The 25,596-nt window shown below is 71.3% G+C and carries 23 protein-coding genes, 1 tRNA gene and 1 pseudogene; 15 read left to right on the top strand and 10 right to left on the bottom strand.

What is annotated here, in order from left to right; translation table 11 throughout:
* The first annotated feature begins 39 nt into the window (after positions 1–39).
* The 8 genes from ACFWTC_RS02700 (at position 40) to ACFWTC_RS02735 (ending at position 7,703) form a co-directional block, all read left to right on the top strand.
* Positions 40–516 (top strand): PaaI family thioesterase, encoded by a 477-nt coding sequence (locus ACFWTC_RS02700; RefSeq protein WP_383915212.1) that lies wholly within the window; start codon positions 40–42, stop codon positions 514–516.
* A gap of 39 nt (positions 517–555) precedes the next feature.
* Complete coding sequence (locus tag ACFWTC_RS02705; RefSeq protein WP_384073980.1) at positions 556–966, top strand: hypothetical protein; 411 nt, start codon at positions 556–558, stop codon at positions 964–966.
* Positions 967–1,249: 283 nt separating this feature from the next.
* Complete coding sequence (locus tag ACFWTC_RS02710; protein ID WP_383915214.1) at positions 1,250–1,618, top strand: hypothetical protein; 369 nt, start codon at positions 1,250–1,252, stop codon at positions 1,616–1,618.
* Between the two features lie 301 nt (positions 1,619–1,919).
* Positions 1,920–3,152 carry a branched-chain amino acid ABC transporter substrate-binding protein gene (locus ACFWTC_RS02715; protein ID WP_351280444.1) on the top strand — a complete coding sequence of 411 codons (1,233 nt, stop codon included), beginning with the start codon at positions 1,920–1,922 and terminating at the stop codon, positions 3,150–3,152.
* A gap of 116 nt (positions 3,153–3,268) precedes the next feature.
* Complete coding sequence (locus ACFWTC_RS02720; protein ID WP_383915215.1) at positions 3,269–4,198, top strand: branched-chain amino acid ABC transporter permease; 930 nt, start codon at positions 3,269–3,271, stop codon at positions 4,196–4,198.
* 5 nt (positions 4,199–4,203) lie between these two features.
* Positions 4,204–6,024, top strand: a complete 1,821-nt coding sequence (locus tag ACFWTC_RS02725) for a branched-chain amino acid ABC transporter permease (protein WP_384025382.1) — start codon at positions 4,204–4,206, stop codon at positions 6,022–6,024.
* Positions 6,025–6,027: 3 nt separating this feature from the next.
* The gene (locus ACFWTC_RS02730; RefSeq protein WP_383915217.1) at positions 6,028–6,990 is read left to right on the top strand and encodes an ABC transporter ATP-binding protein; all 963 of its coding nucleotides are present in this window, start codon (positions 6,028–6,030) and stop codon (positions 6,988–6,990) included.
* Positions 6,987–7,703 (top strand): ABC transporter ATP-binding protein, encoded by a 717-nt coding sequence (locus ACFWTC_RS02735; RefSeq protein WP_267722255.1) that lies wholly within the window; start codon positions 6,987–6,989, stop codon positions 7,701–7,703. Before ACFWTC_RS02730 ends, ACFWTC_RS02735 begins: the two co-directional genes overlap by 4 nt.
* Before the next feature lie 102 nt (positions 7,704–7,805).
* Here ACFWTC_RS02735 and ACFWTC_RS02740 read toward each other — a convergent pair whose 3' ends face one another.
* Positions 7,806–8,459, bottom strand: a complete 654-nt coding sequence (locus ACFWTC_RS02740) for an ANTAR domain-containing response regulator (RefSeq protein ID WP_383915218.1) — start codon at positions 8,457–8,459, stop codon at positions 7,806–7,808.
* Between the two features lie 100 nt (positions 8,460–8,559).
* Here ACFWTC_RS02740 and ACFWTC_RS02745 point away from each other — a divergent pair.
* From ACFWTC_RS02745 to ACFWTC_RS02760, 4 genes are all read left to right on the top strand, one after another.
* Positions 8,560–8,632: transfer RNA gene (locus tag ACFWTC_RS02745), tRNA-Leu, on the top strand.
* A gap of 335 nt (positions 8,633–8,967) precedes the next feature.
* Complete coding sequence (locus tag ACFWTC_RS02750) at positions 8,968–9,444, top strand: hypothetical protein (RefSeq protein ID WP_384025385.1); 477 nt, start codon at positions 8,968–8,970, stop codon at positions 9,442–9,444.
* Between the two features lie 52 nt (positions 9,445–9,496).
* Complete coding sequence (locus ACFWTC_RS02755; RefSeq protein WP_383915220.1) at positions 9,497–10,000, top strand: FBP domain-containing protein; 504 nt, start codon at positions 9,497–9,499, stop codon at positions 9,998–10,000.
* A gap of 173 nt (positions 10,001–10,173) precedes the next feature.
* On the top strand, positions 10,174–10,425 hold the full coding sequence (locus ACFWTC_RS02760) for an EF-hand domain-containing protein (RefSeq protein ID WP_383915221.1): 252 nt from the start codon (positions 10,174–10,176) through the stop codon (positions 10,423–10,425).
* Positions 10,426–10,525: 100 nt separating this feature from the next.
* Here the strand turns inward: ACFWTC_RS02760 and pyk are convergent, their stop codons facing one another.
* Both pyk and ACFWTC_RS02770 read right to left on the bottom strand, forming a co-directional pair.
* Entirely contained in the window at positions 10,526–11,953 is a 1,428-nt protein-coding gene (gene pyk / locus ACFWTC_RS02765; protein ID WP_383915222.1) for a pyruvate kinase, read from the bottom strand.
* A 146-nt stretch (positions 11,954–12,099) separates the two neighbouring features.
* A complete protein-coding gene (locus ACFWTC_RS02770; RefSeq protein ID WP_383915223.1) occupies positions 12,100–12,804 on the bottom strand; it encodes an SIMPL domain-containing protein in 705 nt (234 codons plus the stop codon).
* Positions 12,805–12,934: 130 nt separating this feature from the next.
* On the opposite strand from ACFWTC_RS02770, the gene ACFWTC_RS02775 reads away from it, so the two are divergent.
* Positions 12,935–14,725, top strand: coding sequence for a bifunctional metallophosphatase/5'-nucleotidase (locus ACFWTC_RS02775; protein ID WP_384025388.1), 1,791 nt, complete (start codon positions 12,935–12,937; stop codon positions 14,723–14,725).
* Positions 14,726–14,863: 138 nt separating this feature from the next.
* Here ACFWTC_RS02775 and ACFWTC_RS02780 read toward each other — a convergent pair whose 3' ends face one another.
* The 7 genes and pseudogenes from ACFWTC_RS02780 to ACFWTC_RS02810 form a co-directional block, all read right to left on the bottom strand.
* A complete protein-coding gene (locus ACFWTC_RS02780) occupies positions 14,864–16,273 on the bottom strand; it encodes a lysine N(6)-hydroxylase/L-ornithine N(5)-oxygenase family protein (RefSeq protein ID WP_384025391.1) in 1,410 nt (469 codons plus the stop codon).
* On the bottom strand, positions 16,270–17,679 hold the full coding sequence (locus ACFWTC_RS02785; protein ID WP_384025394.1) for a pyridoxal phosphate-dependent decarboxylase family protein: 1,410 nt from the start codon (positions 17,677–17,679) through the stop codon (positions 16,270–16,272). The genes ACFWTC_RS02780 and ACFWTC_RS02785 overlap by 4 nt, the downstream gene beginning before the upstream one ends.
* A 638-nt stretch (positions 17,680–18,317) precedes the next feature.
* Entirely contained in the window at positions 18,318–20,834 is a 2,517-nt protein-coding gene (gene pepN, locus ACFWTC_RS02790) for an aminopeptidase N (protein ID WP_383915227.1), read from the bottom strand.
* A gap of 40 nt (positions 20,835–20,874) precedes the next feature.
* On the bottom strand, positions 20,875–21,219 hold the full coding sequence (locus tag ACFWTC_RS02795) for a chorismate mutase (protein WP_383915228.1): 345 nt from the start codon (positions 21,217–21,219) through the stop codon (positions 20,875–20,877).
* Positions 21,220–21,327: 108 nt separating this feature from the next.
* Complete coding sequence (locus tag ACFWTC_RS02800; RefSeq protein ID WP_383915229.1) at positions 21,328–21,786, bottom strand: sensor histidine kinase; 459 nt, start codon at positions 21,784–21,786, stop codon at positions 21,328–21,330.
* A gap of 118 nt (positions 21,787–21,904) precedes the next feature.
* Positions 21,905–22,093 (bottom strand): annotated as a pseudogene (locus ACFWTC_RS02805) (two-component sensor histidine kinase); the annotation flags it as partial.
* 675 nt (positions 22,094–22,768) lie between these two features.
* Positions 22,769–23,521, bottom strand: coding sequence for a serine protease (locus tag ACFWTC_RS02810; protein ID WP_384025781.1), 753 nt, complete (start codon positions 23,519–23,521; stop codon positions 22,769–22,771).
* 173 nt (positions 23,522–23,694) lie between these two features.
* On the opposite strand from ACFWTC_RS02810, the gene ACFWTC_RS02815 reads away from it, so the two are divergent.
* Positions 23,695–24,585 (top strand): hypothetical protein, encoded by an 891-nt coding sequence (locus ACFWTC_RS02815; protein WP_383915230.1) that lies wholly within the window; start codon positions 23,695–23,697, stop codon positions 24,583–24,585.
* A gap of 115 nt (positions 24,586–24,700) precedes the next feature.
* Entirely contained in the window at positions 24,701–25,417 is a 717-nt protein-coding gene (locus ACFWTC_RS02820; protein ID WP_384025397.1) for an HAD family acid phosphatase, read from the top strand.
* Positions 25,418–25,596 lie beyond the last annotated feature (179 nt).

Here is a 25,596-nt window from a genome sequence, read left to right on the forward strand (position 1 = left end):
ACAAGCAGGTTGACGAGCGTTGAGAGACGGAGCCGGCCCATGGGCGAGCAGCACACCGTGAAGTTCCCGCAGGAGGTCCTCGACGAGTACGCGGCCCTGGGCATCGACCTGCCCAAGCTGTTCTCGGCGGGCCACCTCGGCGAGCGGATGGACATCCGCATCCTGGAGGCCTCGGCCGACCGCGTCGTGGCCACGATGCCGGTCGAGGGCAACACCCAGCCGTACGGGCTCCTGCACGGCGGCGCCTCGGCCGTGCTGGCCGAGACCCTCGGCTCCGTCGGCGCGATGATGCACGGCGGCATCAACAAGATCGCCGTGGGCGTCGACCTGAACTGCACCCACCACCGCGGCGCCCGGTCCGGCCTGGTCACCGGCGTCGCGACCCCGGTCCACCGGGGCCGTTCCACCACCACCTACGAGATCGTCATCAGCGACGACCAGGACCGCCGCGTCTGCACCGCCCGACTGACCTGCCTGCTGCGCGACGCGAACCCGCAACACCCCGGCAACGCCTGACCGTTGTCACCCCCGGCCCATCGGTCTAGCGTGCCTCGCATGGGTACGGGACCGATGCCGGGCAGCGCCCGGGCGACGGGCGCGGCGACGCTGATCGCCGCGCTCGCCCTGGGCTGCTCCGGGGCCGGCGGCCCGTCCGGCGCGCCCGCCCCCGGGACACCCGCCCCGCACACCACCTCGCCCGCCGAGCTGTGCACCGGCCTCGTCACCCACTGGAGCGGCGTCCTGCTCGACGCCGGGGAGCGCCGGGACGCCGTCGGGCTCGACTACCAGGCCATGGGCCTGTCCGGCGCCCAGTACGAGATCCTGCGCGCGGTCACCGCCGCCGCCCGCGCCGAGGAGCGGACCGCGGGCCCGGCCGCCGGGCGCGCCCTCGCCGCCCGGGAGGCGCGGGCCCGCTGCACCGAGCGCCACCGCTCCGGCGCCCCGACCGACGGCCCCTGGCGGTGAGCCGCCCGGCCGCCGCGGACGGCCCGCGGTGAGCGGCGTCGGCCCCGTGGAGCCCGGCGAGGGCACCAGGGGCCTCGAACGCCCGCCGGCCCGGCCCCGGCCGCTCCCGGCCTGGGCGGCGCGGGCGCCACGGCACCGCCGCGCCCTGGTCGCCGCGGCCGCGCTGACCGCGCTGGCCGGCGGGGGCGGGTACCTCCACGCCGCCCGTCCGCGGCCGCCCGCGCCGGTGGCGGCGGCGCCTTCCGCGCCGTCCCAGGTGGTCTCGTTCGCGTACGGGCACCCCGTGGACCCCGCCGAGCCGGGCAGCGCCTTCGCCTTCACCCTCCGTGTCGCCGCATCGTCGGGGCCGCCGGTGACCGTCGAGCGGATCGGCCAGCCGTCGCGGGCACTCGCCGTCGCTTCCCGGCCACGGCCGCCGCTCGTCGTCGCCGCGGGCGAGGCCCGTGACCTGGTGGTCGAGATTCGGGCCGTCGACTGCGTGCATGTAGCACGGAATTCAGGGCTTCCCTTTCTTGAGGTAACTCTGAGCAATCAACGCCAGAAAGAAGAGCACGGCTACATCCTGGGTGACCGTTATGCGCGCGACCTCTCCGACGCTCTGACCAGGGCTTGTCCCGAAGATCGAGATGCGGTGACCTCCGGCGCGTCATGAGCAAAACCCCCCACACTCCTGCGCCGTCAGGACTCAAACCACCTGACAGTCCTGCCGCATCTCAGCATGCGGACAAGACGAACCGACCGGAATTCCCCCGTTCCACCCCCAGAGATCCGCTATGCATTACGCCGTGGCATAACAAGAGAGTCACATCATTGGCCTGAGCCCTCCATATCGGCCTATCAGCCGCCTAGAGTCACGGCCAGTCACCGCGACCACCGGATTTCCTTCAGTTCGGTTTCCCGCGATACGACTCGGAGCGTCCCACGGGGGACGCTGTGCCTGGAAAGGACTGATCGTGCGTCATCGTTCGCTCATAGCCGTGACGGCCGCGCTTGCCGCGGGTGCCCTCACTCTCACCGCCTGTGGTTCGCGCGACGACAAGGGTGGTAACGACGCCGGCGGCGGCGACACCACGGTCGTCATCGGCGTCGACGCCCCGCTCACCGGCGACCTGTCGGCCCTCGGCCTCGGCATCCGCAACTCCGTCGACCTGGCCGTCCGCCAGGCCAACGAGAAGAAGTACGTCAAGGGCGTCACCTTCAAGATCGAGGCCCTCGACGACCAGGCCCAGGCCTCGTCCGGCCAGCAGAACGCCACGAAGCTGACGGCCAACAAGGACGTCCTCGGTGTCGTCGGCCCCCTGAACTCCTCGGTCTCCGAGTCGATGCAGAAGGTCTTCGACGACGCCAAGCTCGTCCAGATCTCCCCGGCCAACACCAGCCCGTCCCTGTCCCAGGGTCCGAAGTGGGCGACCGGCGAGAAGGTCCGCACCTACAAGAGCTACTTCCGCACCGCCACCACGGACGCCATCCAGGGCCCGTTCGCGGCGCAGTACCTCTTCAACAAGGCGGGCAAGAAGAAGGTCTTCATCATTGATGACAAGAAGACCTACGGCGCCGGCCTCGCCGGAACCTTCAAGGGCGAGTTCACCAAGCTCGGCGGCGCCGTCGCGGGCGAAGGCCACATCGACCCGGAGAGCAAGGACTTCTCCGCGATCGTGACCCAGGTCAAGAGCTCTGGCGCCGACGTCGTCTACTACGGCGGCGAGTACCCGGCGGCCGGCCCGCTCAGCAAGCAGATCAAGGCGTCGGGCACCAACATCCCGCTCGTCGGCGGCGACGGCATCTACGACAAGAAGTTCGTCGAGCTCGCGGGAGAGGGCGCCGTCGGCGACCTCTCCACCTCCGTCGGCGCGCCGGTCGAGAGCCTGCCCTCCGCCAAGGAGTTCGTCGCCAACTACGAGAAGGCCGGCTTCAAGGAGCCGTTCGCTGCCTACGGCGGCTACTCGTACGACTCCGCCTGGGCCATCATCGAGGGCATCAAGGCCGTCGTCGACGGCAACGGCGGCAAGCTGCCCACCGACGCCCGCGCCAAGGTCCTCGGCGCCGTCCAGAGCGTCTCCTTCGAGGGTGTGACCGGCAAGGTCTCCTTCGACGAGTTCGGTGACGCCACCAACAAGCAGCTCACCGTCTACAAGGTCGAGGGCGGCGACTGGAAGTCCGTCGAGTCCGGCACCTTCGGCGGCTGACCTCCACCCGCTGACGGACAACGTCCGCCGGCACCCACCACACCTGCCGCGCGGGGCGCGCACACCACAGCGCCCCGCGCGGTGTCACATCCGTCGAAAGACTCGGAGGACCTGCGGTGCACGAACTGCCGCAACAGCTGGTCAACGGCCTGCTACTGGGATCCATGTACGGGCTCGTCGCCATCGGCTACACGATGGTCTATGGCATTGTCCAGCTCATCAACTTCGCCCACGGCGAGATCTTCATGACCGGCGGCTTCGGAGCCCTCACGGTCTGGATGATGCTCCCCACGGGCTCGACCATGTGGGTCGCGCTGCCCCTGATGCTCATAGGCGCGGTCTTCGTGGCCACCACCATCGCAGTCGCCGCGGAACGCTTCGCCTACCGCCCGCTGCGCAACGCTCCGCGCCTCGCACCACTCATCACCGCCATCGGGCTCTCCATCGCCCTCCAGCAGGCGGTATGGGCCTGGTACCCGGGCGCGACGAGCTCGCTCGTCTTCCCCGAGATCCCCGGCGGACCCTTCCACCTCGGCAGCATCACCATCCAGACCGGTGACATCTTCCTCCTGATCGCGGCCCCCATCTCGATGGCCTTCCTCGGATTCTTCGTCAAGAAGACCCGCACCGGCCGCGGCATGCAGGCCACCGCGCAGGACCCCGACACCGCGAAGCTGATGGGCGTCAACACCGACCGCATCATCACCACCGCGTTCGCCCTCGGCGCCGTCTTCGCCGCCGTCGGAGCCGTCGCCTACGGCCTCAAGTACGGCGAGGTCAACTTCAAGATGGGCTTCCTCCTCGGCCTCAAGGCGTTCACCGCCGCCGTCCTCGGAGGAATCGGCAACATCTACGGCGCCATGGTCGGCGGCCTCGTCCTCGGCCTCGCCGAGACCCTGACCACCGTCTACGTCGCCGAAATCCCCGGCCTCGAACAGCTCGGTGGACAGTCCTGGGGCAACACCTGGGCGTTCGTACTTCTCATCCTCGTGCTCCTCTTCCGGCCGCAGGGCCTGCTGGGCCAGCGCGTGGCGGACAGGGTGTGAGATCCATGACGACGACCATCACCGCGGACACCGCGAAGACCACCCCCGCACCGGACAAGGGCTTCATCGCCCTCCCCGAGAAGACGGCCCGCGCCCTGGCCACCGTCGGCGGCGCACTCACCGTCCTCTCCGCATTCCTCGCCTGGACCTGGACCTCCGCCTTCCCCGGCGACCTCACCGTCTACGGATACCCCGGCGGACTCCAGTGGCTCGCCCTCATCGGCGGCGCCCTCACCACTGCCTTCGGCCTCGCCTCCTACGGCGTCAAGGGCTTCCGCTGGCTCGCACCCTCCGGAGCCGACGCGGCGATCAAGCTCTCCGCCCTCGCCGCGTTCGCCGTCATCTGGTACACCGTCATCGCCATCGTGGTGAAGCTCGGCGCGATCGTCGACCTCGAACCCGGCGCCGGTGTCGCCGCCCTGGTCAGCCTCCTCGCCGTCGTCGGAGCCTTCGCCCTGCCCTTCGAGCGCCCCTCGCTCGAAGGACCGGACCCCGACGACACCGGCTGGGACAAGTTCAAGCACGAAGCCGGCAACAAGTGGACGACCGTCAAGGCCTCCTTCGCCTCCGGTCCCGCCACCCCCGCCCGCGCCCTGCCCTCCTGGGTCGAGATCCTGCTGATCGCCGCGGTCCTCGGACTCGGCCTCACCGTCTTCACCTACGGCATCACCACCCCGTACCAGGAACTCTTCATCGGCTTCCTGATCACCACCGGCTTCGGTGCCGCCGCGCTCAACAAGGCCGGCCTCATGGGCCGCCTCACCACCCTCACCGCCCGCCACCGCAACGTCGCCCTCGTCGGCGCCTTCGCGGCCGCGGCGGCCTTCCCCCTCACCCAGACCGACGACCAGTACGCGAACCTCGGGGTCAACATCCTGATCTTCGCCACCGTCGCCCTCGGCCTGAACATCGTCGTCGGCCTCACCGGCCTCCTCGACCTCGGATACGTCGCCTTCCTCGGAGTCGGCGCCTACACCGCGGCCCTGGTCTCCGGCTCCCCGAACTCCCCGTTCGGCGTGCAGCTGCCCTTCTGGGCCGCACTCCTCGCCGGCGCCGCCGCCTCGATGATCTTCGGTGTCCTCATCGGCGCCCCGACCCTGCGCCTGCGCGGCGACTACCTCGCCATCGTGACGCTCGGCTTCGGAGAGATCTTCCGCATCTCGATGAACAACCTCGACGGCGTCTCCGGCCCCGACATCACCAACGGGCCCAACGGCATCGCCAACATCCCCAACATCAACCTCTTCGGGTTCGACTTCGGGGCAGCACACACGATCGCCGGCTTCACCATCGGCCGGTTCGCGAACTACTTCCTGCTGATGCTGCTGATCACGCTCATCGTGGTCCTCGTGTTCCGCCGCAGCGCGGAATCCCGCATCGGCCGGGCCTGGGTCGCCATCCGCGAGGACGAGACCGCCGCCGAGGCCATGGGCATCAACGGCTTCCGCGTCAAGCTCATCGCCTTCGCCCTCGGCGCCACCCTCGCCGGCCTCGCCGGCGTCGTCCAGGCACACGTCCAGTACACGGTCACCCCCGACCAGTACCAGTTCGCCAACGCCGTACCGCCGAACTCCGCCTTCCTCCTCGCCGCGGTCGTCCTCGGCGGCATGGGCACCATCGCCGGACCGCTCGTCGGCGGATCGCTCCTCTTCCTGATCCCCAACAAGCTCCAGTTCCTCGGCGAGTACCAGCTCCTCGTCTTCGGCTTCGCACTCATCGTCCTCATGCGACTGCGCCCCGAAGGCCTCATCCCCAACCGGCGCAACCAGCTCGAACTCCACCCCGAGGCTGCAGCTCCGACGGTCCTCGGCAAGGCAGGGGTCTGACCCATGACGACCACCACCACCGCCCCCAGCACGGCGGAGACCGTCCTCGACGCACGCGGCGTCACGATGCGCTTCGGCGGCCTCACCGCCGTCCGCAACGTCGACCTGACCGTCCGCAGCGGCGAGATCGTCGGACTCATCGGCCCCAACGGCGCCGGCAAGACCACCTTCTTCAACTGCCTCACCGGCCTCTACATCCCCACCGAGGGCGAAGTCCGGTACAAGGGCACGGTCCTGCCTCCGAAGTCCTACAAGGTCACCGCCGCCGGCGTCGCCCGCACCTTCCAGAACATCCGTCTCTTCAACAACATGACGGTCCTGGAAAACGTCCTCGTCGGCCGCCACACCCGCACCAAGGAGGGCCTCTGGTCCGCCCTGCTGCGCCTCCCCGGCTTCCACCGGGAGGAGAAGGCCAGCCGTGAAAGGGCCATGGAACTCCTGGAGTTCATCGGCCTCGACAGCAAGGCCGAACACCTCGCCCGCAACCTCCCGTACGGCGACCAGCGCAAGCTGGAGATCGCCCGCGCGCTCGCCAGCGACCCCGGCCTCATCCTCCTGGACGAGCCCACCGCCGGCATGAACCCGCAGGAGACCCGGACCACCGAAGAACTCATCTTCGCCATCCGGGACAAGGGCATCGCCGTCCTCGTCATCGAGCACGACATGCGCTTCATCTTCAACCTCTGCGACCGGGTCGCCTGCCTCGTCCAGGGCGAGAAGCTCATCGAGGGCACCGCCAGCGAGGTCCAGGGCGACGAGCGCGTCGTCGCCGCGTACCTCGGGGAGCCCTTCGAAGGCGCCCCCGGCGCCGAGGAAGCCGCCGCGGTCGAGGCCGCGGAGGCCGAAGCCGCCGAGGCCGTAGCCGCACAGGCCGAAACCACGGAGGCCGAAGCCGCGCAGGCCCAAGCCGCCGAGGCCGAAACCGAGGCGCACAGCACCACCCGCACGGACGGAGAAGCCAAGTGACCGCACTCCTCGAGGTCGAGGACCTCCGCGTCGCCTACGGCAAGATCGAAGCCGTCAAGGGCATCTCGTTCAGCGTCGACGCCGGCCAGATCGTCACCCTCATCGGCACCAACGGCGCCGGTAAGACGACCACGCTGCGCACCCTGTCGGGCCTGATCAAGCCGCGCGGCGGCCAGATCAAGTTCAACGGGAAGTCGCTGAAGAAGGTGCCCGCGCACGACATCGTCGCGCTCGGACTCGCCCACTCCCCCGAGGGGCGCCACATCTTCCCGCGCATGACGATCGAGGACAACCTCCTCCTGGGCGCCTTCCTCCGCAAGGACAAGGAAGGCATCCAGCAGGACGTCCAGCGCGCCTACGACCTCTTCCCCATCCTGGGAGAGCGTCGCAAGCAGGCGGCCGGCACCCTGTCCGGCGGCGAGCAGCAGATGCTGGCCATGGGCCGTGCGCTCATGTCCCGGCCGAAGCTGCTGATGCTGGACGAGCCCTCGATGGGCCTCTCGCCGATCATGATGCAGAAGATCATGGCGACCATCGCCGAGCTCAAGGCGCAGGGCACCACCATCCTGCTGGTCGAGCAGAACGCCCAGGCGGCGCTCTCGCTGGCCGACCAGGGCCACGTGATGGAGATCGGCAACGTGGTCCTCTCGGGCCCGGGCCGCGAGCTCCTGGTCAACGAGGACGTCCGCAAGGCGTACCTCGGCGAGGACTGAGAGCCGGAAAACGCGTGAGGCCCGCCTCCCCCCGGGGGGAGGCGGGCCTCACGCATGTCCGGGGCACGGCGGGCGCGCGGTGCGCGGCGCCCGGTGCGCGGATCAGCCCTTGGCGGCGTTCTTCTTCTCCTCGGCGTCCTCGATGACCGCCTCGGCGACCTGCTGCATGGACATGCGGCGGTCCATGGAGGTCTTCTGGATCCAACGGAAGGCGTTCGGCTCGGTGAGGCCGTACTGGGTCTGCAGGATGCTCTTGGCCCGGTCGACGAGCTTGCGGGTCTCCAGCCGGAGGGAGAGGTCGGCGACCTCCTTCTCCAGCGCCTTCAGCTCGGCGAAGCGGGAGACGGCCATCTCGATGGCCGGCACGACGTCGCTCTTGCTGAACGGCTTCACGAGGTACGCCATGGCCCCGGCGTCGCGGGCCCGCTCGACGAGGTCGCGCTGCGAGAACGCGGTGAGCATGAGCACGGGGGCGATGGACTCCTCGCCGATCTTCTCGGCGGCGGAGATCCCGTCCAGGACGGGCATCTTCACGTCCAGGATGACGAGATCGGGCCGGTGCTCGCGGGCGAGATCGACGGCCGTCTGCCCGTCGCCGGCCTCGCCGACGACGGAGTACCCCTCCTCCTCGAGCATCTCCTTGAGGTCGAGACGGATGAGCGCCTCGTCCTCGGCGATGACGACGCGGGTCGTCAGCGGCGGAACGTGCGACTGGTCGGCGTCGGGCGTGGGCGTCGACTCGTGCTCGGCGGTCACGGGGGGCTCCTTGTTGCAAGGCGATTCAGCTCCCCCGAGCCTACCTAGCTCCTGTATGTTTGTGACACGGAGGGTCTTCGGTATCCTTTGTTTCGAAGGAGCCCCGGTAGCCCAGCGGCAGAGGCGATGGATTCAAAACCCATTCAGCGTCGGTTCGAATCCGACTCGGGGCACTTCTCCTTCTTTTCCAAGGCCGCAAAGCGCTTTTACGATCTTCACTCGTCATGGTGAACGAATCTTCGATTCACGGACAACCGGACGAGGCGCGGCCAAGCTCACGGACTGTGGAGCACAATCCTTCGATACGCGAAGAGGCAGTCCTGCTGTTGCGCCGAGGTATCAGGACCGGAAGCATCGCGGCGAGACATATGAACCGCCGACCGACTGCCCTAGGTGCACGGGGCGCGCATTCGATCATCGCGCCTACAGTTACCTTCTGGGCCTCTACCTCGGCGACGGCCATATCGTCTCGCGGTACAAGCAGCACCACCTGTCCGTTTTCTGCGACGTGGCATGGCCCGGACTCATCGACGCCGCCGAGGAGGCCATGCACCTCGTCATGCCTCTGCCAAGGGTGGGACGACGCCAGAGGCAGGGCTGCGTGGAAGTCAAGTCGTACACACGGCACTGGACGTGCCTGTTCCCGCAGCACGGGCCCGGCAAGAAGCACGAGCGGCGCATCGCCCTCGAAGGCTGGCAGCAGGAGATCGTCGACGCCCACCCCTGGGAGTTCGTGCGGGGACTGATCCATTCCGACGGGTGCCGGACCACGAACTGGACCACCCGCCTCGTCGGCGGTGTCCGGAAGCGGTACGAGTACTCCCGGTACTTCTTCACCGACAAGTCCGACGACATCACCGGTCTCCTGACCGCCACCCTGGGCCGGCTCGGCGTCGAGTGGAAGCAGGCGAACGCCTGCAACGTCTCGATCGCGCGGAAGGGGTCCGTGGCCCTCATGGACCTGCACATCGGGCCGAAGCACTGACCCGGGGATATTGATGTGCGGGCCATCCATGGTGGCCGTAGAGTCGACGCCCGTGGAGCCGCTCTCCGAGAAACAGATCCGCTCGTCCTTCGTGAACTGCACCAAGGGCGAGGCGTCGCGGCTGAGACTGCCGCTCGACTTCGCCGAACTGCCCTGGCAGGACCTGGACTTCCTGGGGTGGGTGGATCCGGGGGCGCCGCTGCGGGCGCATCTGGTACTGCCCCGGGAGGAGGGGCCGCTGGGGATCTCGCTGCGGGTGCCCTCCGTGGGGCGGACGAGTGCGCTGAAGTCCAGCCTGTGCCAGATCTGCCTGACGGGGCACGCCTCGTCAGGGGTCACCCTGCTCGCCGCCCCGCTGGCGGGGGCCCGCGGCCGCGAGGGGAACACGGTGGGCACGTACTTCTGCGCCGACCTCGCCTGCTCCCTGTACGTGCGCGGGAAGCGGCAGCCGAAGCTGCGTACGACGCGGTACGAGGAGTCCCTGACGGTGGACGAGCGGGTGGCGCGGATGGCGGGCAACCTGGACGCCTTCGCGGCCAAGGTCTCGGCCGGCTGAGCGGTTACGGGGGGGTCGCCGTCGCCGCCCGGGCTGGCGGCCTCGCGGCTCCAGTGGCCGTGGGGCTGGGCGGCGAGCTGCTGCTGCCGGGGGTACTCCTTGATCGTCATGCCGTGAACGTACGACGTCGACGTAGGTTGAGGTCAAGGCATTCGCGATGAGGGGACTGTGTGATGAGTGAGAAGGCCCGGAAGCTGTTCGAGGCGTTGGATCTGGACGCGAACGGGGAGTTGACCCGTGTCGAGGTGATCACGGCGCTGCGCTCGAAGGGGCCGACGCTGGCGGCGCGGGGGGACATGCCGTACTGGGGTGTGGGGGACGTGGACGCGTCGTCGGCGCTGTTCGACTCGGCGGATCAGAACGGGGACGCGGTGTTGTCGTTCGAGGAGTTCGCGGCCGTGGTCGACCGGCGGTTCGGCTGGTAGGTCCGGCGGGGCCGGCACGGAGCCGGGCGCCGCGTCGGGCGGGTGCTCGACGCGGCGCCGACCGGCTCGGTGGCTGCGCCCGGCGCGGTCGGGCGGCGGGTCAGCGGACGGCGTCGCCGATGTGGTGGATGCGGACCAGGTTGGTCGATCCGGTGACGCCGGGGGGCGAGCCGGCGGTGATCACGACGACGTCGCCGGGGACGCAGCGGCCGATGCGCAGGAGTTCTTCCTCGACCTGGGCGACCATCGCGTCGGTGGAGTCGACGTGGGGGCCGAGGAAGGTTTCGACGCCCCAGGTGAGGTTGAGCTGGGAGCGGGTGGCCGGGTCCGGGGTGAAGGCGAGGAGCGGGATCGGCGAGCGGTAGCGGGAGAGGCGGCGGACGGTGTCGCCGCTCTGGGTGAAGGCGACGAGGAACTTCGCGTCGAGGAAGTCGCCCATCTCGGCGGCGGCGCGGGCGACGGCTCCGCCCTGGGTGCGGGGCTTGTTGCGGTCGGTGAGGGGCGGGAGGCCCTTGGCGAGGATGTCCTCCTCGGCGGCTTCGACGATGCGGGACATCGTGCGGACCGTTTCGACGGGGTACTTGCCGACGCTGGTCTCGCCGGAGAGCATCACGGCGTCGGTGCCGTCGATGACGGCGTTGGCGACGTCGGAGGCCTCGGCGCGGGTGGGCCGGGAGTTGTCGATCATCGAGTCGAGCATCTGGGTCGCGACGATGACGGGTTTGGCGTTTCGCTTGGCGAGTTTGACGGCGCGCTTCTGGACGATCGGGACCTGTTCCAGGGGCATTTCGACGCCGAGGTCGCCGCGGGCGACCATGATGCCGTCGAAGGCGGCGACGATGTCGTCGATGTTCTCGACGGCCTGGGGCTTTTCGACCTTGGCGATGACGGGGAGGCGGTGGCCCTCCTCGTCCATGACGCGGTGGACGTCCTCGATGTCGCGGCCGCTGCGGACGAACGAGAGGGCGATGACGTCGGCGCCGATGCGCAGGGCCCAGCGGAGGTCGTCGATGTCCTTCTCGGACAGGGCGGGGACGGATACGGCGACGCCGGGGAGGTTGAGTCCCTTGTGGTCGGAGACCATGCCGCCTTCGATGACGGTGGTGCGGACGCGGGGGCCGTCGACGGCGGTGACTTCGAGGGTGACGCGGCCGTCGTCGACGAGGATGCGCTCCCCGGTGGTGACGTCGGCGGCGAGGCCCTTGTAGGTGGTGCCGCAGGTGTGGCGGTCGCCTTCGAGGTCTTCGACGGTGATGGTGAACTCGTCGCCGCGTTCAAGGAGTACGGGGCCTTCGCGGAAGCGGCCGAGGCGGATCTTCGGACCTTGAAGGTCGGCGAGGACGCCGACGCTGCGGCCGGTCTCGTCGGAGGCCTTGCGTACGCGCTGGTAGCGCTCCTCGTGTTCGGCGTAGGTGCCGTGGCTGAGGTTGAAGCGGGCGATGTCCATTCCGGCTTCGACCAGGGCTTTGATCTGGTCGTATGAGTCGGTGGCGGGGCCCAGGGTACATACGATTTTCGCTCGGCGCATGAGGCGAGCGTATTCCCCTACCAACGGGTAGGTAATCGCTTCCAGGTGTCCACTCAACAACCTTTGGGAAAAAGGTTGTTGACAACTGTTGAATGTGCATGGGGGTGCTCTGATGAGCACCCCCATGGCGTGTTGCGTACGGTTCCTCAGAGCTGCGGAGGGGTCATCGTGAAGCGGGCGTTCACCTGGGCGTAGACGGTCTGCCGCTGGGGTTCGAGGTCGAGCGGCGGTGCGCCCGCGTCCTCGGTGGCGCTGAAGGCCATGGTGCGCATGCCTCCGCCGGGTGCCGCCGCCTGGAAGGGGACGGCGTTCTCCGCGCCGAGGTCGGCGAGTTCGACGAGGGCGGAGAGGCGGGAGCCGAGGGCCTCGGCGTACTCGCGGGCGCGCTGGACGGCTTCGAGCACGGCTTGTCGGCGGGCCTCGCCGTGGGCGGGCGAGGTGGGCCGCAGGGCCCACCAGGGGCCGTCGACCTGGGTGAGTTCGAGGTCGGCGAGGCGGGTGGTGAGTTCACCCAAGGTGGTGAAGTCGTTGAGCTCCGCGGTGATGTGTACGCGGCCATGGTAGGCGCGGATCCGGTCGCCGCGGCCGTGGCGGGTGAGTTCGGGGCTGATGGAGAAGGCGCCGGTCTCCAGCTTCTCCACGGGGTCGCCGTAGCTCTTGACGAGGTCGAGGACGGCGTTGTTGCGCCGGGTGAGGTCGTCGAGCGCGGTGCGGCGGTCGGTGCCGCGGGCGCTCACGGTGATGCCGATGCGGGCGATCTCGGGGTCGACCTCGATGCGGGCCTCGCCGCAGACGGCGACACGGGGTACTTCCGGGGTTCCGTAGGGCTGGTGCGCTGCGTCCTGAGTCATGTCTTCACTGTCGCACTGTCGTCCGTGCGGGGGTGTGGTCACCGGATCGAAACCTGGTGGGGGTGTTGCGGCTTGTTACCGCTGGGTCAGAATCTACGCGCGTTGTTCACGCCTACAAAGGGGAGATGGCATGGCGTTCGACCGCAGGACTTTCTTGGGGACCACGGCCGCGACCGGTGCGGCCGTGGCGTTGACGGGGGCCACGAGCACCCCGGCCGCCGCGCGTTCCGGGCCGCGGACCTACTCGTTCACCGTGATGGGCACGACCGATCTGCACGGGAACGTCTTCAACTGGGACTACTTCACGGACAGGGAGTTCGACGACAAGGCGCACAACGACGTCGGCCTGGCGAAGATCTCCACCCTGGTGAACCGGGTCCGGGAGGAGAAGGGCCGGTGCAACACGCTGCTGATCGACGCGGGTGACACGATCCAGGGCACCCAGCTGTCGTACTACTACGCGAAGGTCGACCCGATCACGGCGCGGCGGGGCCCGGTGCACCCGATGGCCCAGGCGATGAACGCGATCGGCTACGACGCGGCCGCGCTGGGGAACCACGAGTTCAACTACGGCATCCCGGTGCTGCGCAAGTTCGAGGAGCAGTGTGACTTTCCGCTGCTCGGTGCGAACGCGCTGGACGCGAAGACCCTGCGGCCGGCGTTCCCGCCGTACAGCATGCACCGGCTGCGGACCCCGCACGGTCCGGACGTGAAGGTGGCGGTGCTGGGGCTGACGAACCCGGGGATCGCGATATGGGACAAGGCCAACGTGCAGGGGAAGATGACCTTCCCGGGGCTGGAGGAGCAGGCGGCGAAGTACGTGCCGAAGCTGCGCTCGATGGGCGCCGACGTGGTGATCGTCTCGGCGCACTCGGGGTCGAGCGGGACGTCCTCGTACGGGGACCAGCTGCCGTACGTCGAGAACGCGGCGGGGCTGGTGGCGGAGCAGGTCCCGGGGATCGACGCGATCCTGGTGGGGCACGCGCACACGGAGATCCCGGAGTACCGGGTGAAGAACCGGGCGACCGGCAGGGACGTGGTGCTGTCGGAGCCGCTCAAGTGGGGTCAGCGGCTGACCCTGTTCGACTTCGAGCTGACGTGGGTGAAGGGCCGCTGGTCGGTGGCGAAGGTCGCGGCGAAGGTGCTGAACTCCAACGAGGTCGCCGAGGACCGGAAGATCACCCGCCTGCTGTCGGACGAGCACCGCAAGGTCGTCGCTTACGTCAATCAGGTGATCGGCACGTCCACGCAGGCGATGTCCTCGGCGGAGGGGCCGGTCAAGGACGTGGCGATCATCGACTTGATCAACCACGTCCAGGCGGAGACGGTCAGGGCCGCGCTGGCGGGTACGGAGTGGGCGGCGCTGCCGGTGCTGTCGCAGGCCTCGTGCTTCTCCCGGACGGCGGCGATCCCGGCCGGGCAGGTGACGCTCAAGGACGCGGCGGGTCTGTACCCGTTCGAGAACACGCTGGAGGCGCGGCTGCTGACCGGCGCGCAGCTGAAGGACTATCTGGAGTATTCGGCGCGGTACTTCGTGCGGACCGCGCCCGGTGGCGTGGTGGACCCGGCGAAGCTGACGAACGCCGACGGGATTCCGGACTACAACTACGACGCGGTGTACGGGTTCACGTACGACATCGACATCGCGCAGCCGGCCGGTTCGCGGATCGCGGGGTTGTCGTTCGGGGGTGCGCCGGTGGATCCGGCGGCCCTGTTCGTGCTCGCGGTGAACAACTACCGGGCGTCGGGGGGCGGGAACTTCCCGCACGTGCCGCAGGCCCGGCAGGTGTGGGCGGACTCGGACGAGATCCGCAACACGATCATCCAGTGGGTGAAGGCGAAGGGGACGGTGGACCCGTCGGGGTTCGCCTCGGTGGACTGGCGGCTGACGCGGGCGGGCGTGCCCGTCTTCGGGGCCTGATCGTCCGTTCCGGGGGCCGGGGCCCGCTTCGGCGGGGCCCCGGCCCTCCGGCGTGTCCGGGGTGCGCCGACAGCCGGGGCGGAGTGGGGCCGGGCGGCCGGTCGCGGGGCGGTTCGGCGGCCGCCGGGGCATGGGTGCCTACGGGTGTTCGACGAGCGGGAGGAGTTCTCCGGCGGGCCGGGGGCGGGTGTGTTCGCGCTGGTCGAGGCCGAAGGTGGTGAACGCGGTGCGCACCGGCTGGGGGTAGGGCTCCTTGCCGGTGAGGGTGTTGAGGATGGCGGCGCTGCGCCAGGCCGCGAGGCCGAGGTCGGGGGCTCCGACGCCGTGGGTGTGGCGTTCGCCGTTCTGGACGAAGACGCTGCCGGTGATGCTGGGGTCGAGGACCATGCGGTAGTTGTCGTCGATGCGGGGGCGGCCGGAGGAGTCCTTGCGCAGGTACGGGTCGAGGCCGGCGAGGAGGCTGCCGAGGGGGCGTTCGCGGTAGCCGGTGGCGAGGACGACGGCGTCGGTGGTGAGGCGGGAGCGGGTGCCCTGTTCGAGGTGTTCGAGGTGGAGTTCCACCTTGGTGGTGGCGACGCGGCCGGCGGTGCGGACGCTGACGCCGGGGGTGAGGACGGCGTCGGGCCAGCCGCCGTGCAGGGAGCGGCGGTAGAGCTCCTCGTGGATGGCGGCGATGGTCTCCGTGTCGATGCCCTTGTGGAGCTGCCACTGGGCGGGGACGAGGCGGTCGCGGACCGGTTCGGGCAGGGCGTGGAAGTACCGGGTGTAGTCGGGGGTGAAGTGCTCCAGGCCGAGTTTGGAGTACTCCATGGGCGCGAAGGAGGGGGTGCGGGCGAGCCAGGTGAGGCCTTCGCGGCCGGTGGGGCGGGCGCGGAGCAGGTCGAGGAAGACCTCGGCGCCGGACTGGCCGGATCCGATGACGGTGACGTGGCCGGCGCCGAGGATGCGGTCGCGGTTGTCGAGGTAGTCGGCGGAGTGGATGACCGGGACGGTGGGGGCTTCGGCGAGGGGGCGCAGCGGTTCGGGGACGAACGGGGCGGTGCCGATGCCGAGGGCCAGGTTGCGGGTGTAGGTACGGCCGAGGGCTTCGGCTTCGCCGTCGGCGTCGACCTGGGTGAAGTCGACTTCGAAGAGGTCGCGTTCGGGGTTCCAGCGGACGGCGTCGACCTGGTGGCCGAAGTGGAGTCCGGGGAGGCGGCCGGCGACCCAGCGGCAGTAGGCGTCGTATTCGGCGCGCTGGATGTGGAACCGCTCGGCGAAGTAGAAGGGGAAGAGGCGTTCCTTCTGCTTGAGGTAGTTCAGGAAGCTCCACGGGCTGGCCGGGTCGGCGAGGGTGACCAGGTCGGCGAGGAAGGGGACCTGGAGGGTGGCGCCGTCGATGAGGAGGCCGGGGTGCCAGCGGAAGTCGCGGCGCTGGTCGTAGAAGGCGGTGGCGAGTTCTCCCGCTCCCTGCTGCGGCAGGCCGTGGGCGAGGGCCGCGAGGGACAGGTTGAACGGGCCGATGCCGATTCCGACGAGGTCGTGGGGCGCATCGAGGTGGGCGGTCATCGGTGGGTGCTGCCTTCCAGGAGGGCGACGAGGGTGTCCAGGTCCCGCGCCGTGGTGTGGGGGTTGAGCAGGGTCGCTTTGAGCCAGAGGCGGCCGTCGGCGCTGGCGCGGCCGAGGACGGCGCGGCCTTCGTGGAGGAGGGTGCGGCGCAGGGCGGCGAGTTGCTCGTCGTCGGCGTGGGCGGGCCGGAAGAGGACGGTGCTGATGGTGGGCGGGGCGTGGAGTTCGAAGCCGGGGTGGGCGTCGAGGCGCCGTGCGAGGTCCTCGGCCAGTGCGCAGGTGCGGTCGATGAGGCGGACGAGGCCGTCGCGGCCGAGGGAGCGGAGGGTGACCGCGGTCTTCAGGGCGTCGGGGCGGCGGGTGGTGCGCAGGGAGCGGCCGAGGAGGTCGGGGAGGCCGGCTTCGGTGTCGTCGGTGGCGTTGAGGTAGTCGGCCTGGTGGGCGAGGGGGGCGAGGAGGGCGGCGTCGGGGACGGTGAGGAGTCCGGCGGCGACGGGCTGCCAGCCGAGTTTGTGGAGGTCGACGGTGAGGGACCGGGCGCGGTCGAGGCCGGCGAGCTTGGGGCGGTGGCGGGGGCTGAGGGCGAGGAGTCCGCCGTAGGCGGCGTCGATGTGGAGTTCGGCGCTGCCGTGGCGGTCGCAGAGGTCGGCGATTTCGGGGAGGGGGTCGATGAGGCCGGCGTCGGTGGTTCCGGCGGTGGCGGTGACGAGGACGGGCCCTGTGGTGGTGGCGAGGGCCTCGGCGAGGTCGGCGGGGTGGAGGGTGCCGGTGGGGGTCGGTACGGACACGGCGGGCGGGAGGCCGAGGAGCCAGGCGGCGCGGGGTACGGAGTGGTGGGCGTTGGCGCCGTGCAGGACGGTCAGGGCCGGGCCGTGGCGTTCGCGGGCGAGGAGGAGGGCGAGCTGGTTGGACTCGGTGCCGCCGGTGGTGACGAGGGCGTCGGGGTGGGGGGCGTCCGGGTGGAACTCGGCGGCGAGGGCGCGGGTGAGGAGGGCTTCGACGGCGGAGGCGGCGGGGGCCTGGTCCCAGGAGTCGAGGGAGGGGTTGAGGGCGCTGGCGGCGAGGTCGGCGGCGGCCGCGACGGCGAGCGGCGGGCAGTGGAGGTGGGCCGCGCACAGCGGGTCGGCGGGGTCGGCGGCGCCGGCGGCGAGGGCGTGCACGAGGGTCCGCAGCGCTTCGTGGTCGCCGGTTCCCTCCGCGGGGAGCACGTCCCCGAGCGCGGCCCGGACCCGGGCGGTGGTGGTGTCGGGCCCGCCGGCCGGGAGGGGTCCGCCGCGTTCCGCGGCGCCGGTGCGCAGGGCGTCGAGGACGGTGTCGAGCAGGGGCCGCAGCGCGTCGGGGCCGCAGTGGCCGCCGGCGAGCGGCGGCGGGGGCGGCGGGGGGCGGGTGCCGGGCAGCGCCGTCATGCGGTGTCCCTCCGGTGGCTGGGCGGGTGGGGCCGCGCCCGCCGAGGCGGGGCGGGGCACCCGGCCCGTACAACGATCAGACCCGAATGGGGTAACCGCCGGGGTTTGTCCGGGGACGATTTTCAGCCGTGGCCTCCCGGGGGGCGGGGGGTACGGGTGTGCCGGTGCGCGGGCCGGGTTGTCGGTGCGGGGGCGGCCGGCGTGCCGGGGCGCGGGGCCGGGTGTCGGGGTGCCCGTGCGGGGTGCCGGGGCCGGGGCCGCTGCGGGCGGGGGTACCGGGGCCGGGGGTGCCGGGGGGCGCTGCGCGCGCTGCTCCCCGGCCCGCCCTTCCTCCGTTCCCCGGGCTCCGCCCGGACCCGGTCCTCAAACGCCGGACGGGCTGGAGGGCGGGCTCCTGGCGGGAGGGCCGGCCCGGACCCCGGACCGGCTGGAGGGCGGGCTCCCGGCGGGAGGGCCGGCCCCGAAACCCGAACGGGCTGGAAACGGCGGGCGGGATGGAGGGCGGACTCCGGAGGAAAGGACGGGCCTGGGACCCCGGACGGGCTGAAAAGCCGGGCTCCTGGCGGGCTGGAGGGCGTGCTCCGGGTGGGGTGGAAGGGGCCCCCGCCGGGTCCCTCGTGGGGACCCGGCGGTGGGTGTCAGGGGGTGCGGATGTGGAGGGCGCGGGCCAGGTCGTCCAGCTGGTCCACCAGTTTGCGCCGCAGGAGCGGGAGGATCTCGGGGTTCTCCAGGCAGGCGCGGCCCGCCCGGAGGTTGGCCTCGTCGGCGGCGTGGACGGGGAACGCCCAGCGGCCGGCGGCCTCGGCGATGGCCGGGCCGCGACGGGCTCCGAGGGCGACGGCGTCGGGGTAGAACCGCGGCACGTACTCCCGTACGAGGTCGGCCTGTTCGGGCTGCCAGAAGCCCTGGGCGGTGGCGCTGAACAGGTAGTTGGAGAGGCTGTCGTCGTGGAAGAGGCGGTCCCAGGCGGCGGCCTTGGCCTCCGGGGTGGGGAGGGCGGCGCGGCAGCGGGCCGCGCCCTCCTCGCCGGTGGCGCTGGGGTCGGCGGCGAAGGCGGCGGCGATCCGCTCCTCTCCGGCCGCGCCGAGGACGGAGAGCCGGGCCAGGATGCGCCAGCGCAGTTCGGGGTCGAGTGCGGGGCCGCCGGGGACCGTGTCGTCGTCGAGCCAGGCGGCGAGGGTGTCGGGGCGGGCGGCACTGTCGATGAGGACGCGTACGGCGGCCAGCCGCAGGCCGGGGGCCGAGCCGTCCTCGGTCCGCCGCAGCAGGTCGCGGGCCAGGTCGGTGAGGGTGCCGAGCGCCTCGGTCCGCTGTGCGGGGGCGAGGTAGCGGTCGGCGATCTGGGTGCGGGCGAAGGCGAGGACGCCCTGGACGACGGCCAGGTCGGCCTCCTCGGGCAGGTGCGCCGCGGCGGTCGCCAGGTAGACGGCCGGGTCGAGTTCGCCGTCGCGGACCATGTCGCGCAGGGCGTTCCAGACGACGGCGCGGGTGAGCGCGTCGGGGATGCCGGACAGGCTGCTCAGGACGGTCTCGACGGAGGTGTCGTCGAGGCGGACCTTCGCGTAGCCGAGGTCGCCGTCGTTGAGCAGGAGGAGCGCGGGGCGGGGGCCGTCGGCGGAGACGACCTCGTCGGAGGGGACGTCGAGGTGGAGGAGTTCGGTGCGTTCCAGGGTCCGCCCGTCGCCGGGGTCGCGGTGGTAGACGCCGACGGCGATGTGGTGCGGGCGGCTGCCGTCGCGGTCGACGGTCAGGGTCCAGCCGCCGGGGCCGCCGGGGCTGTCCTCGATCCGCGGGCGGAGGGTGTCGATGCCGGTGGTGCGCAGCCAGACCTCGGCCCAGGCGTGGACGTCGAGGTCGGTGTGGGCGGCGAGGGAGTCGACGAAGTCGGCGAGGGAGGCGTTGGCGAACTTGTGGCGGGCGAAGTGGGTGTTGATGCCGGCCAGGAAGTCCTTCTCGCCGAGCCAGGCGACGAGCTGGCGCAGGGCGGAGGCGCCCTTGGCGTAGGAGATCCCGTCGAAGTTGAGGAGCGCGGAGGCGGTGTCGGGGACGTCCTCGGGGGCGGGGGCGACGGGGTGGGTGGAGGGGCGCTGGTCGGCGTCGTAGCCCCAGGACTTGCGGGTGACGCCGAAGTCGACCCAGGTGTCGGTGAAGCGGGTGGCTTCGGTGAGGGTCTGGTAGCCCATGTACTCGGCGAAGGACTCGTTCAGCCAGATGTCGTCGAACCAGGCGAGGGTGACGAGGTCGCCGAACCACATGTGGGCCATCTCGTGGGCGATGACCATGGCGCGGGTCTGGCGCTCGGTCTCGGTGACGGCGGAGCGGTAGATGAACTCGTCGCGGAAGGTGACCAGTCCGGGGTTCTCCATGGCGCCCGCGTTGAACTCGGGGACGAAGGCCTGGTCGTACGAGTCGAAGGGGTACGGCTCGCTGAACTTCTCCTGGTAGCGGTCGAAGCAGTCCCGGGTGACGGAGAGGATTTCCCCGGCGTCCTCGTCCAGGTGGGGCGCGAGGGACTGCCGGCAGTGGATGCCGAAGGGCAGCCCGGCGTGTTCGACGCGCACGCTGTGCCAGGGGCCGGCGGCGACGGCGGCGAGGTACGTGGAGATGAGGGGGGTCGGGGCGGAGCGCCAGACGCCGGCTCCGTCCGTTTCGCGGTCCCCGGTGCGCGTGGTGATGCCGTTGGCGAGGACGGTCCAGTGTGCGGGGGCGGTGACGGTGAACTCGAAGACGGCCTTGAGGTCGGGCTGGTCGAAGGCGGGGAAGACGCGCTGGACGTCGTCCATGAACATCTGGCTGTAGACGTACGTCTCCCCGTCCGCGGGGTCGGTGAAGCGGTGCAGGCCTTCCCCGGTGCGGGAGTAGCGCATGCGGGTGTCGACGCGCAGCTCGTGGGGGCCTTCGGTGAGGCCGGTGAGCGGGAGGCGGTTGTCGGTGAGGGCCGCCGGGTCGAGGGGGTCTCCGTCGAGGGTGGCGGAGCGCAGCTCGTCCGGTTTCAGTTCCAGGAAGGTGTCTCCGGGGGCGAGGGCCGTGAACCGGATGACGGTGGTGGAGCCGAAGGTGTCGTCGCCGCCGGTGAGGTCGAGGGTGACGGCGTAGTGCTGGACGTCGAGGAGCCGGGCTCGGAGCTGCGCTTCGGTGCGTGTCAGTGCGGACATGGGCCCATGCTGCCGCAGTGGGCGGCCGGACCCCAGCCTTCTACTCTTCGCCCGCGGCGATCGTCTCGTGGTGGCGGATGACCTCGGCGATGATGAAGGTGAGGAGTTTCTCGGCGAAGGCCGGGTCGAGCTTGGCGTTCTCGGCGAGTTGGCGCAGCCGGGCGATCTGGCTGGCCTCGCGGCCCGGGTCGGCCGGGGGCAGCTGGTGGCGGGCCTTGAGGTGGCCGACCTGCTGGGTGCACTTGAAGCGTTCGGCGAGCATGTGGACGACGGCCGCGTCGATGTTGTCGATGCTGTCCCGCAGTCGGGCCAGCTCGGCGGCGACGTTCTCGTCGGTCCCGCCGGCGGCCGGGGGCGTGCCGTGGTCGGTGGCGCTGTTGTTCATGGTTCCCGAGAATACGTGGCGCCGGCGCGTGGTCCTCCGGGCCGGTCGGTGGATGAGACGGCCACCGGGTCGGGTCGGCGCCTCTCCGGGCGTTTCGCGCGACGGGCCTCACAGGGGCAGGGTGGCGGTGACGAGCCAGCCGCCCTCGGGGGCCGGGCCCGCGGTGAGGTGGCCGCCGAGGGCCTCGGCGCGTTCGGCCATGCCGACGAGGCCGTAGCCGCCGCCTCGGGCGTTGTCGGAGAGTTTGGCGGGTCGGCCGCCGTCGTCGGCGATGCGGATCTCCAGTCCGGCCGGTACGGTCCGCAGGCCGACCCGGACGGCGGTGGCGGTGGCGGCGTGCTTGCCGATGTTGGTGAGGGCTTCGAGGACGATGCGGTGGGCGGTGGTGGCGACGTCGCCGGGGAGCCGGTCCGCCAGGCCCTGCTCGACGGAGAGGGCGACGGGCGGCCCGGTGACGGAGAACCGCTCGGTGAGCCCGCGCAGGTCGGCGAGGCCCGCGACCGGGGCGGTTCCGGGCTGGGGCCCGGCCGTGTCGCTTTCGCGGAGGATCTTGACGAGGCGGCGCATCGAGCCGAGGGCCTCGTCGCCCGCGGTCTCGATCCGGCCGAAGATCTCGGCGGCGCGTTCGGCGGAGACCCGGGTGAAGCGGGGCCGCCCGCGCCTCGACGACGATCCCGGTGACGTGGTGGGCGACGAGGTCGTGCAGCTCGCGGGCGAGTTCCAGGCGCTCCGCGGTCCGTACGGCGCTCAGCTCGCGCACCCGCTGGCCGGACTGGAGGCGCAGCAGGAGGGAGTACGCGGCGACGACCACGGCCAGTACGGAGAAGAGCAGCGTGAACCGGCCGGGGTCGGTGTCCCGCACCGGCACGGCCATGCAGCCGAGGCCGAGGAGCGGGCCGAGGACGGCGGCGGTGCGGGTGGGGGCCCGGATCAGGACCTGGGAGAGCAGGACGAGGAGGGCGATGGCCTCGCCGCCGCCCCAGACGACGAGGGGGTGGTTGCCGAAGATCAGCAGGAGGGTGGCGGTCCAGGTGACGGCCGCCGCGAACCAGGCGCGGGCCAGGAGGGGGACGGCGGGCCAGGGCGCGGCGCTGAGGCAGACGAGGATGCCGGACGCCCACACGGCGGCGTGCGGGAGGCTGGGCTGGCGGGCCAGGACCACGCCTTCGAAGGTGACGAGGGCGAGCAGGACGAGGGAGAGGGCGAGGCGGATCCAGTCGGCGGCGTGCGGGTGGCGGCGGGCCCAGCCGGCGAGCGGGCTCACCGCCGCCCCCGGCCGGCGCCGGGCCCGCGCCCTCGGCCGCTGCCGGGGCCCCGGCCGCTGGCGGCCGCCGCGCGGCCGACGGCCTGCGTCCGGCCGGAGGGGCGGGCGGCTAAGACCGGTGCGCGCTGCGGCCCGCAACCGCAACGAGGGCCGCGGGAGGGGCGCCGCGGGACGGGGAGGGCGGTGTTCGGGCCGTACGGCGCTCCGGACGAGGTTACGTACGTCCGGGGGGCTGCGCCTCGTCCTTCCGGCCGGATCCGTCCCGGCCGGAAGGACGAGTCGGTACTACAGGCCGGCCGCGGCGCTCTTGATCGCGGCGGCGAAGGTGGACACCTCGGTGTAGACGCCGGGGTAGCCGGCGCGGGCGCAGCCCTCGCCCCAGCTGACGATGCCGACCTGGATCCAGGCGTTCGCGTTGTCGCGGCGGAACATCGGGCCGCCGGAGTCGCCCTGGCAGGTGTCGACGCCGCCCTGGTTGTAGCCGGCGCAGATCTCCTCGGCCGGGACGAGGCTGCTGCCGTAGGCGTTCTGGCAGCTGGCGTCGGAGACGAACGGGACGGTGGCCTTCATCAGGTACCGCTGCTGGCCGCCGCCCTCGCGGGTGGCGCCCCAGCCGGCGACGGTGAAGGTGCCGCTGTCGTAGGCCTTGGTCTCCGCGATCTTGAGGGTGGGCAGGTTGATGGGCTTGGCGAGCTTGATGAGGGCCCAGTCCTTGCCCGTGCCGTTGTAGCCGGGGGCCTGGAGGACCTTGGTGGACTTGACCTTGATCGCGCTGGAGCTGTTGAGATCGACGACTCCGGCGGTGGCGGTGATGGAGGTGTTGTTGCCGGAGCCGTTCACGCAGTGGGCCGCGGTGAGGACTATCTGCTGGGTGTAGAGGGCGCCGCCGCAGCCCATGGAGAGGCGCACCATGAAGGGGAACTCGCCCTGTGCGGCGCGGGTTCCGCCGACGACGGGGCTCGGGGCGGCGCCGGCGTTGGAGGGCTGGAGGCTGACGGCGGCGAGGGCGACGGCGCCGACGGCGAGGGTGCGCTTCATGAAGCGGACAAGAGTGCTCACGCTCAACACACTGCCTTTCGTGGGGGGTTGGGCTGTGCGTGTCATCGGGTGAATGACGAGTCCATGACACATCACACATATGGCCGACATCAAGAACGCATTTTTGGCCAACTGTCCGTCCCGGCGAAAGGGATTGCGGCGAGGAGCACCCGATGACGCGGAACGGCAGGCCCCGGGGGCCGGTCGAGCACGGATTTCCACACCTGGACGTCGTCCGCGCCTCCATCACCGCGCTCTTCCGCCGGCTGTCGGCCGACGGGATCCGCGTATACGACACCAGCTTCGCCCCCGCCGACGCCGCCTTCGGGCCCGAGGAGGACCTGCACCTGGGTGCGCAGCGGGTGGCGTCGGCGATGGTCCGCGCGCTGCGGCTGCCCGATGCGCGCGTGGTGGTCGCCTTCCGGCCGATGGAGGAGGCCGCCACCGTCGAACTGACGGCCGGACCCGAGTACTTCGTCGAGGTCGGCGACCGCTTCCGGACCCGCCGCGGGGACCTCGCGGCGGCCCTCTCCCACGAGGTCGCGCACGTCCTGCTGCACCGCTTGGACCTGCGCTTCCCGCCCACCGCGGACAACGAGATCCTCACCGACACCACCGCCGCCTACCTCGGGGCGGGCTGGCTGCTGCTCGACGCCTACCGCGAGGACGCACTGACCCACCAGAGGTTCGGCTACCTCACCCCGGAGGAGTTCGGCTACGTCCTCGCCCGCCGGGGCCGGCTCCTCGGCGAGGACCTCTCCGCCTGGTTCACCAGCCCCCTGGCGTACGAGGCGTACGTGCGCGGCCGGGCCCGGGCCGACCGGGACCACCGCCGGGCGCCGCTCGCCGCAGCGGGCCCGATCGATCGGCGGCGCTACGCCCGCTGCCGCCGGACCGGGACCACCCCGGGGCGCGGGGCGGAGTACCGCTTCGAGGAGCACGGAGCCGGGCCGCTGGTGAGCTTCCCCTGCCCGGTCTGCGATCAGCGGCTGCGCCTGCCGGTGCGGGGTCCGGTGCGGGCGCGGTGCGGACTGTGCCGCACGGTGCTGGAGTGCGACACGTAGCGGGAGTTCACCACCCGGCCGCGAAAAGTTACTTACCGGCCAGTAGACAGGGGGCCCGGGCATCGCCCAGCCTGGTCGCGTCCATGTCAATTCGTGACCTAGGGAGCGCTCCCCCATGCGCAGCACCCGCCGCACCCGTACGTCCCGTACGTCCCGTACGCCCCGCACCGCCGCCGCCGCACTGGTCGCGGCGGCCGCCGTCCTGACGCTGATTCCGGCCACGACCGCCTCGGCGGCCCCGGCCCCGAGCCCGGCGGCGTCGACCTCCGCGAGCGTCTCCGCGTTCTCCGCGGTCACCGCCTCCGCCCCCGGCGGCAACGCTGCGATCCTCGGGATCGACTACGGCACCTGGCAGCGCGACGTCGCCGCCGTCATCGACGCGGTACGGCCCGCCATCGAGCAGCGCATCGCCGCGTCACCGGCCGGCGAGCGGCCCGCGATCGTCCTCGACATCGACAACTCCTCGCTGGAGACGGACTTCCACTGGTTCTGGACCTTCCCGACCCCGGCGATCTCCAAGGTCCGCGAGCTGACCCGGTACGCGAGCGAGCGCGGCGTCGCCATCTTCTTCGTCACCGCGCGCCCGGGGATCATCCAGTCCCTCACCGAGTACAACCTCAAGGCCGTCGGCTACCCGGTGTCGGGGCTCTACGTCCGCGACCTGCCCGACCTGTTCGACGAGGTCAGCGCCTACAAGACGGGCAAGCGCGCCGAGATCGAGAGCCGCGGCTACACGATCATCGCCAACATCGGCAACAAGCAGAGCGACCTCGTCGGCGGGCACGCGGAACGGACCGTCAAGCTCCCGGACTACGGCGGCAAGCTCTCCTGAACCCCGGCCCGAGCCCGAGCCCGGGCCCGGCCCCGGCCCCGGCCCTGAGCCCGCTCCGGAGCCCCGGTGCGGATGACGGACAACATGGTGGGTCCGGCGCGGTTCAGCGAGCGGGTGGAGCGGGTATCGATACCCCACCGCACGAGTGAAGGACCCGGACCCGACCCCTCGCCAGGGGG

This window comes from Streptomyces sp. NPDC058619 (genome assembly GCF_042717785.1).
GTDB lineage: Bacteria > Actinomycetota > Actinomycetes > Streptomycetales > Streptomycetaceae > Streptomyces.

What these genes read in the sequence shown, in the direction of transcription:
- ACFWTC_RS02795 (WP_383915228.1), bottom strand. Translation starts at nt 21,219, where the DNA reads ATGAACAACAGCGCCACCGACCACGGCACGCCCCCGGCCGCCGGCGGG.
- ACFWTC_RS02700 (WP_383915212.1), top strand. Translation starts at nt 40, where the DNA reads ATGGGCGAGCAGCACACCGTGAAGTTCCCGCAGGAGGTCCTCGACGAG.
- ACFWTC_RS02770 (WP_383915223.1), bottom strand. Translation starts at nt 12,804, where the DNA reads ATGACTCAGGACGCAGCGCACCAGCCCTACGGAACCCCGGAAGTACCC.
- pyk (WP_383915222.1), bottom strand. Translation starts at nt 11,953, where the DNA reads ATGCGCCGAGCGAAAATCGTATGTACCCTGGGCCCCGCCACCGACTCA.
- ACFWTC_RS02810 (WP_384025781.1), bottom strand. Translation starts at nt 23,521, where the DNA reads ATGAAGCGCACCCTCGCCGTCGGCGCCGTCGCCCTCGCCGCCGTCAGC.
- ACFWTC_RS02815 (WP_383915230.1), top strand. Translation starts at nt 23,695, where the DNA reads ATGACGCGGAACGGCAGGCCCCGGGGGCCGGTCGAGCACGGATTTCCA.
- ACFWTC_RS02820 (WP_384025397.1), top strand. Translation starts at nt 24,701, where the DNA reads ATGCGCAGCACCCGCCGCACCCGTACGTCCCGTACGTCCCGTACGCCC.
- ACFWTC_RS02780 (WP_384025391.1), bottom strand. Translation starts at nt 16,273, where the DNA reads ATGACCGCCCACCTCGATGCGCCCCACGACCTCGTCGGAATCGGCATC.
- ACFWTC_RS02785 (WP_384025394.1), bottom strand. Translation starts at nt 17,679, where the DNA reads ATGACGGCGCTGCCCGGCACCCGCCCCCCGCCGCCCCCGCCGCCGCTC.
- ACFWTC_RS02775 (WP_384025388.1), top strand. Translation starts at nt 12,935, where the DNA reads ATGGCGTTCGACCGCAGGACTTTCTTGGGGACCACGGCCGCGACCGGT.
- ACFWTC_RS02760 (WP_383915221.1), top strand. Translation starts at nt 10,174, where the DNA reads ATGAGTGAGAAGGCCCGGAAGCTGTTCGAGGCGTTGGATCTGGACGCG.
- ACFWTC_RS02725 (WP_384025382.1), top strand. Translation starts at nt 4,204, where the DNA reads ATGACGACGACCATCACCGCGGACACCGCGAAGACCACCCCCGCACCG.
- pepN (WP_383915227.1), bottom strand. Translation starts at nt 20,834, where the DNA reads ATGTCCGCACTGACACGCACCGAAGCGCAGCTCCGAGCCCGGCTCCTC.
- ACFWTC_RS02800 (WP_383915229.1), bottom strand. Translation starts at nt 21,786, where the DNA reads ATGCGCCGCCTCGTCAAGATCCTCCGCGAAAGCGACACGGCCGGGCCC.
- ACFWTC_RS02730 (WP_383915217.1), top strand. Translation starts at nt 6,028, where the DNA reads ATGACGACCACCACCACCGCCCCCAGCACGGCGGAGACCGTCCTCGAC.
- ACFWTC_RS02705 (WP_384073980.1), top strand. Translation starts at nt 556, where the DNA reads ATGGGTACGGGACCGATGCCGGGCAGCGCCCGGGCGACGGGCGCGGCG.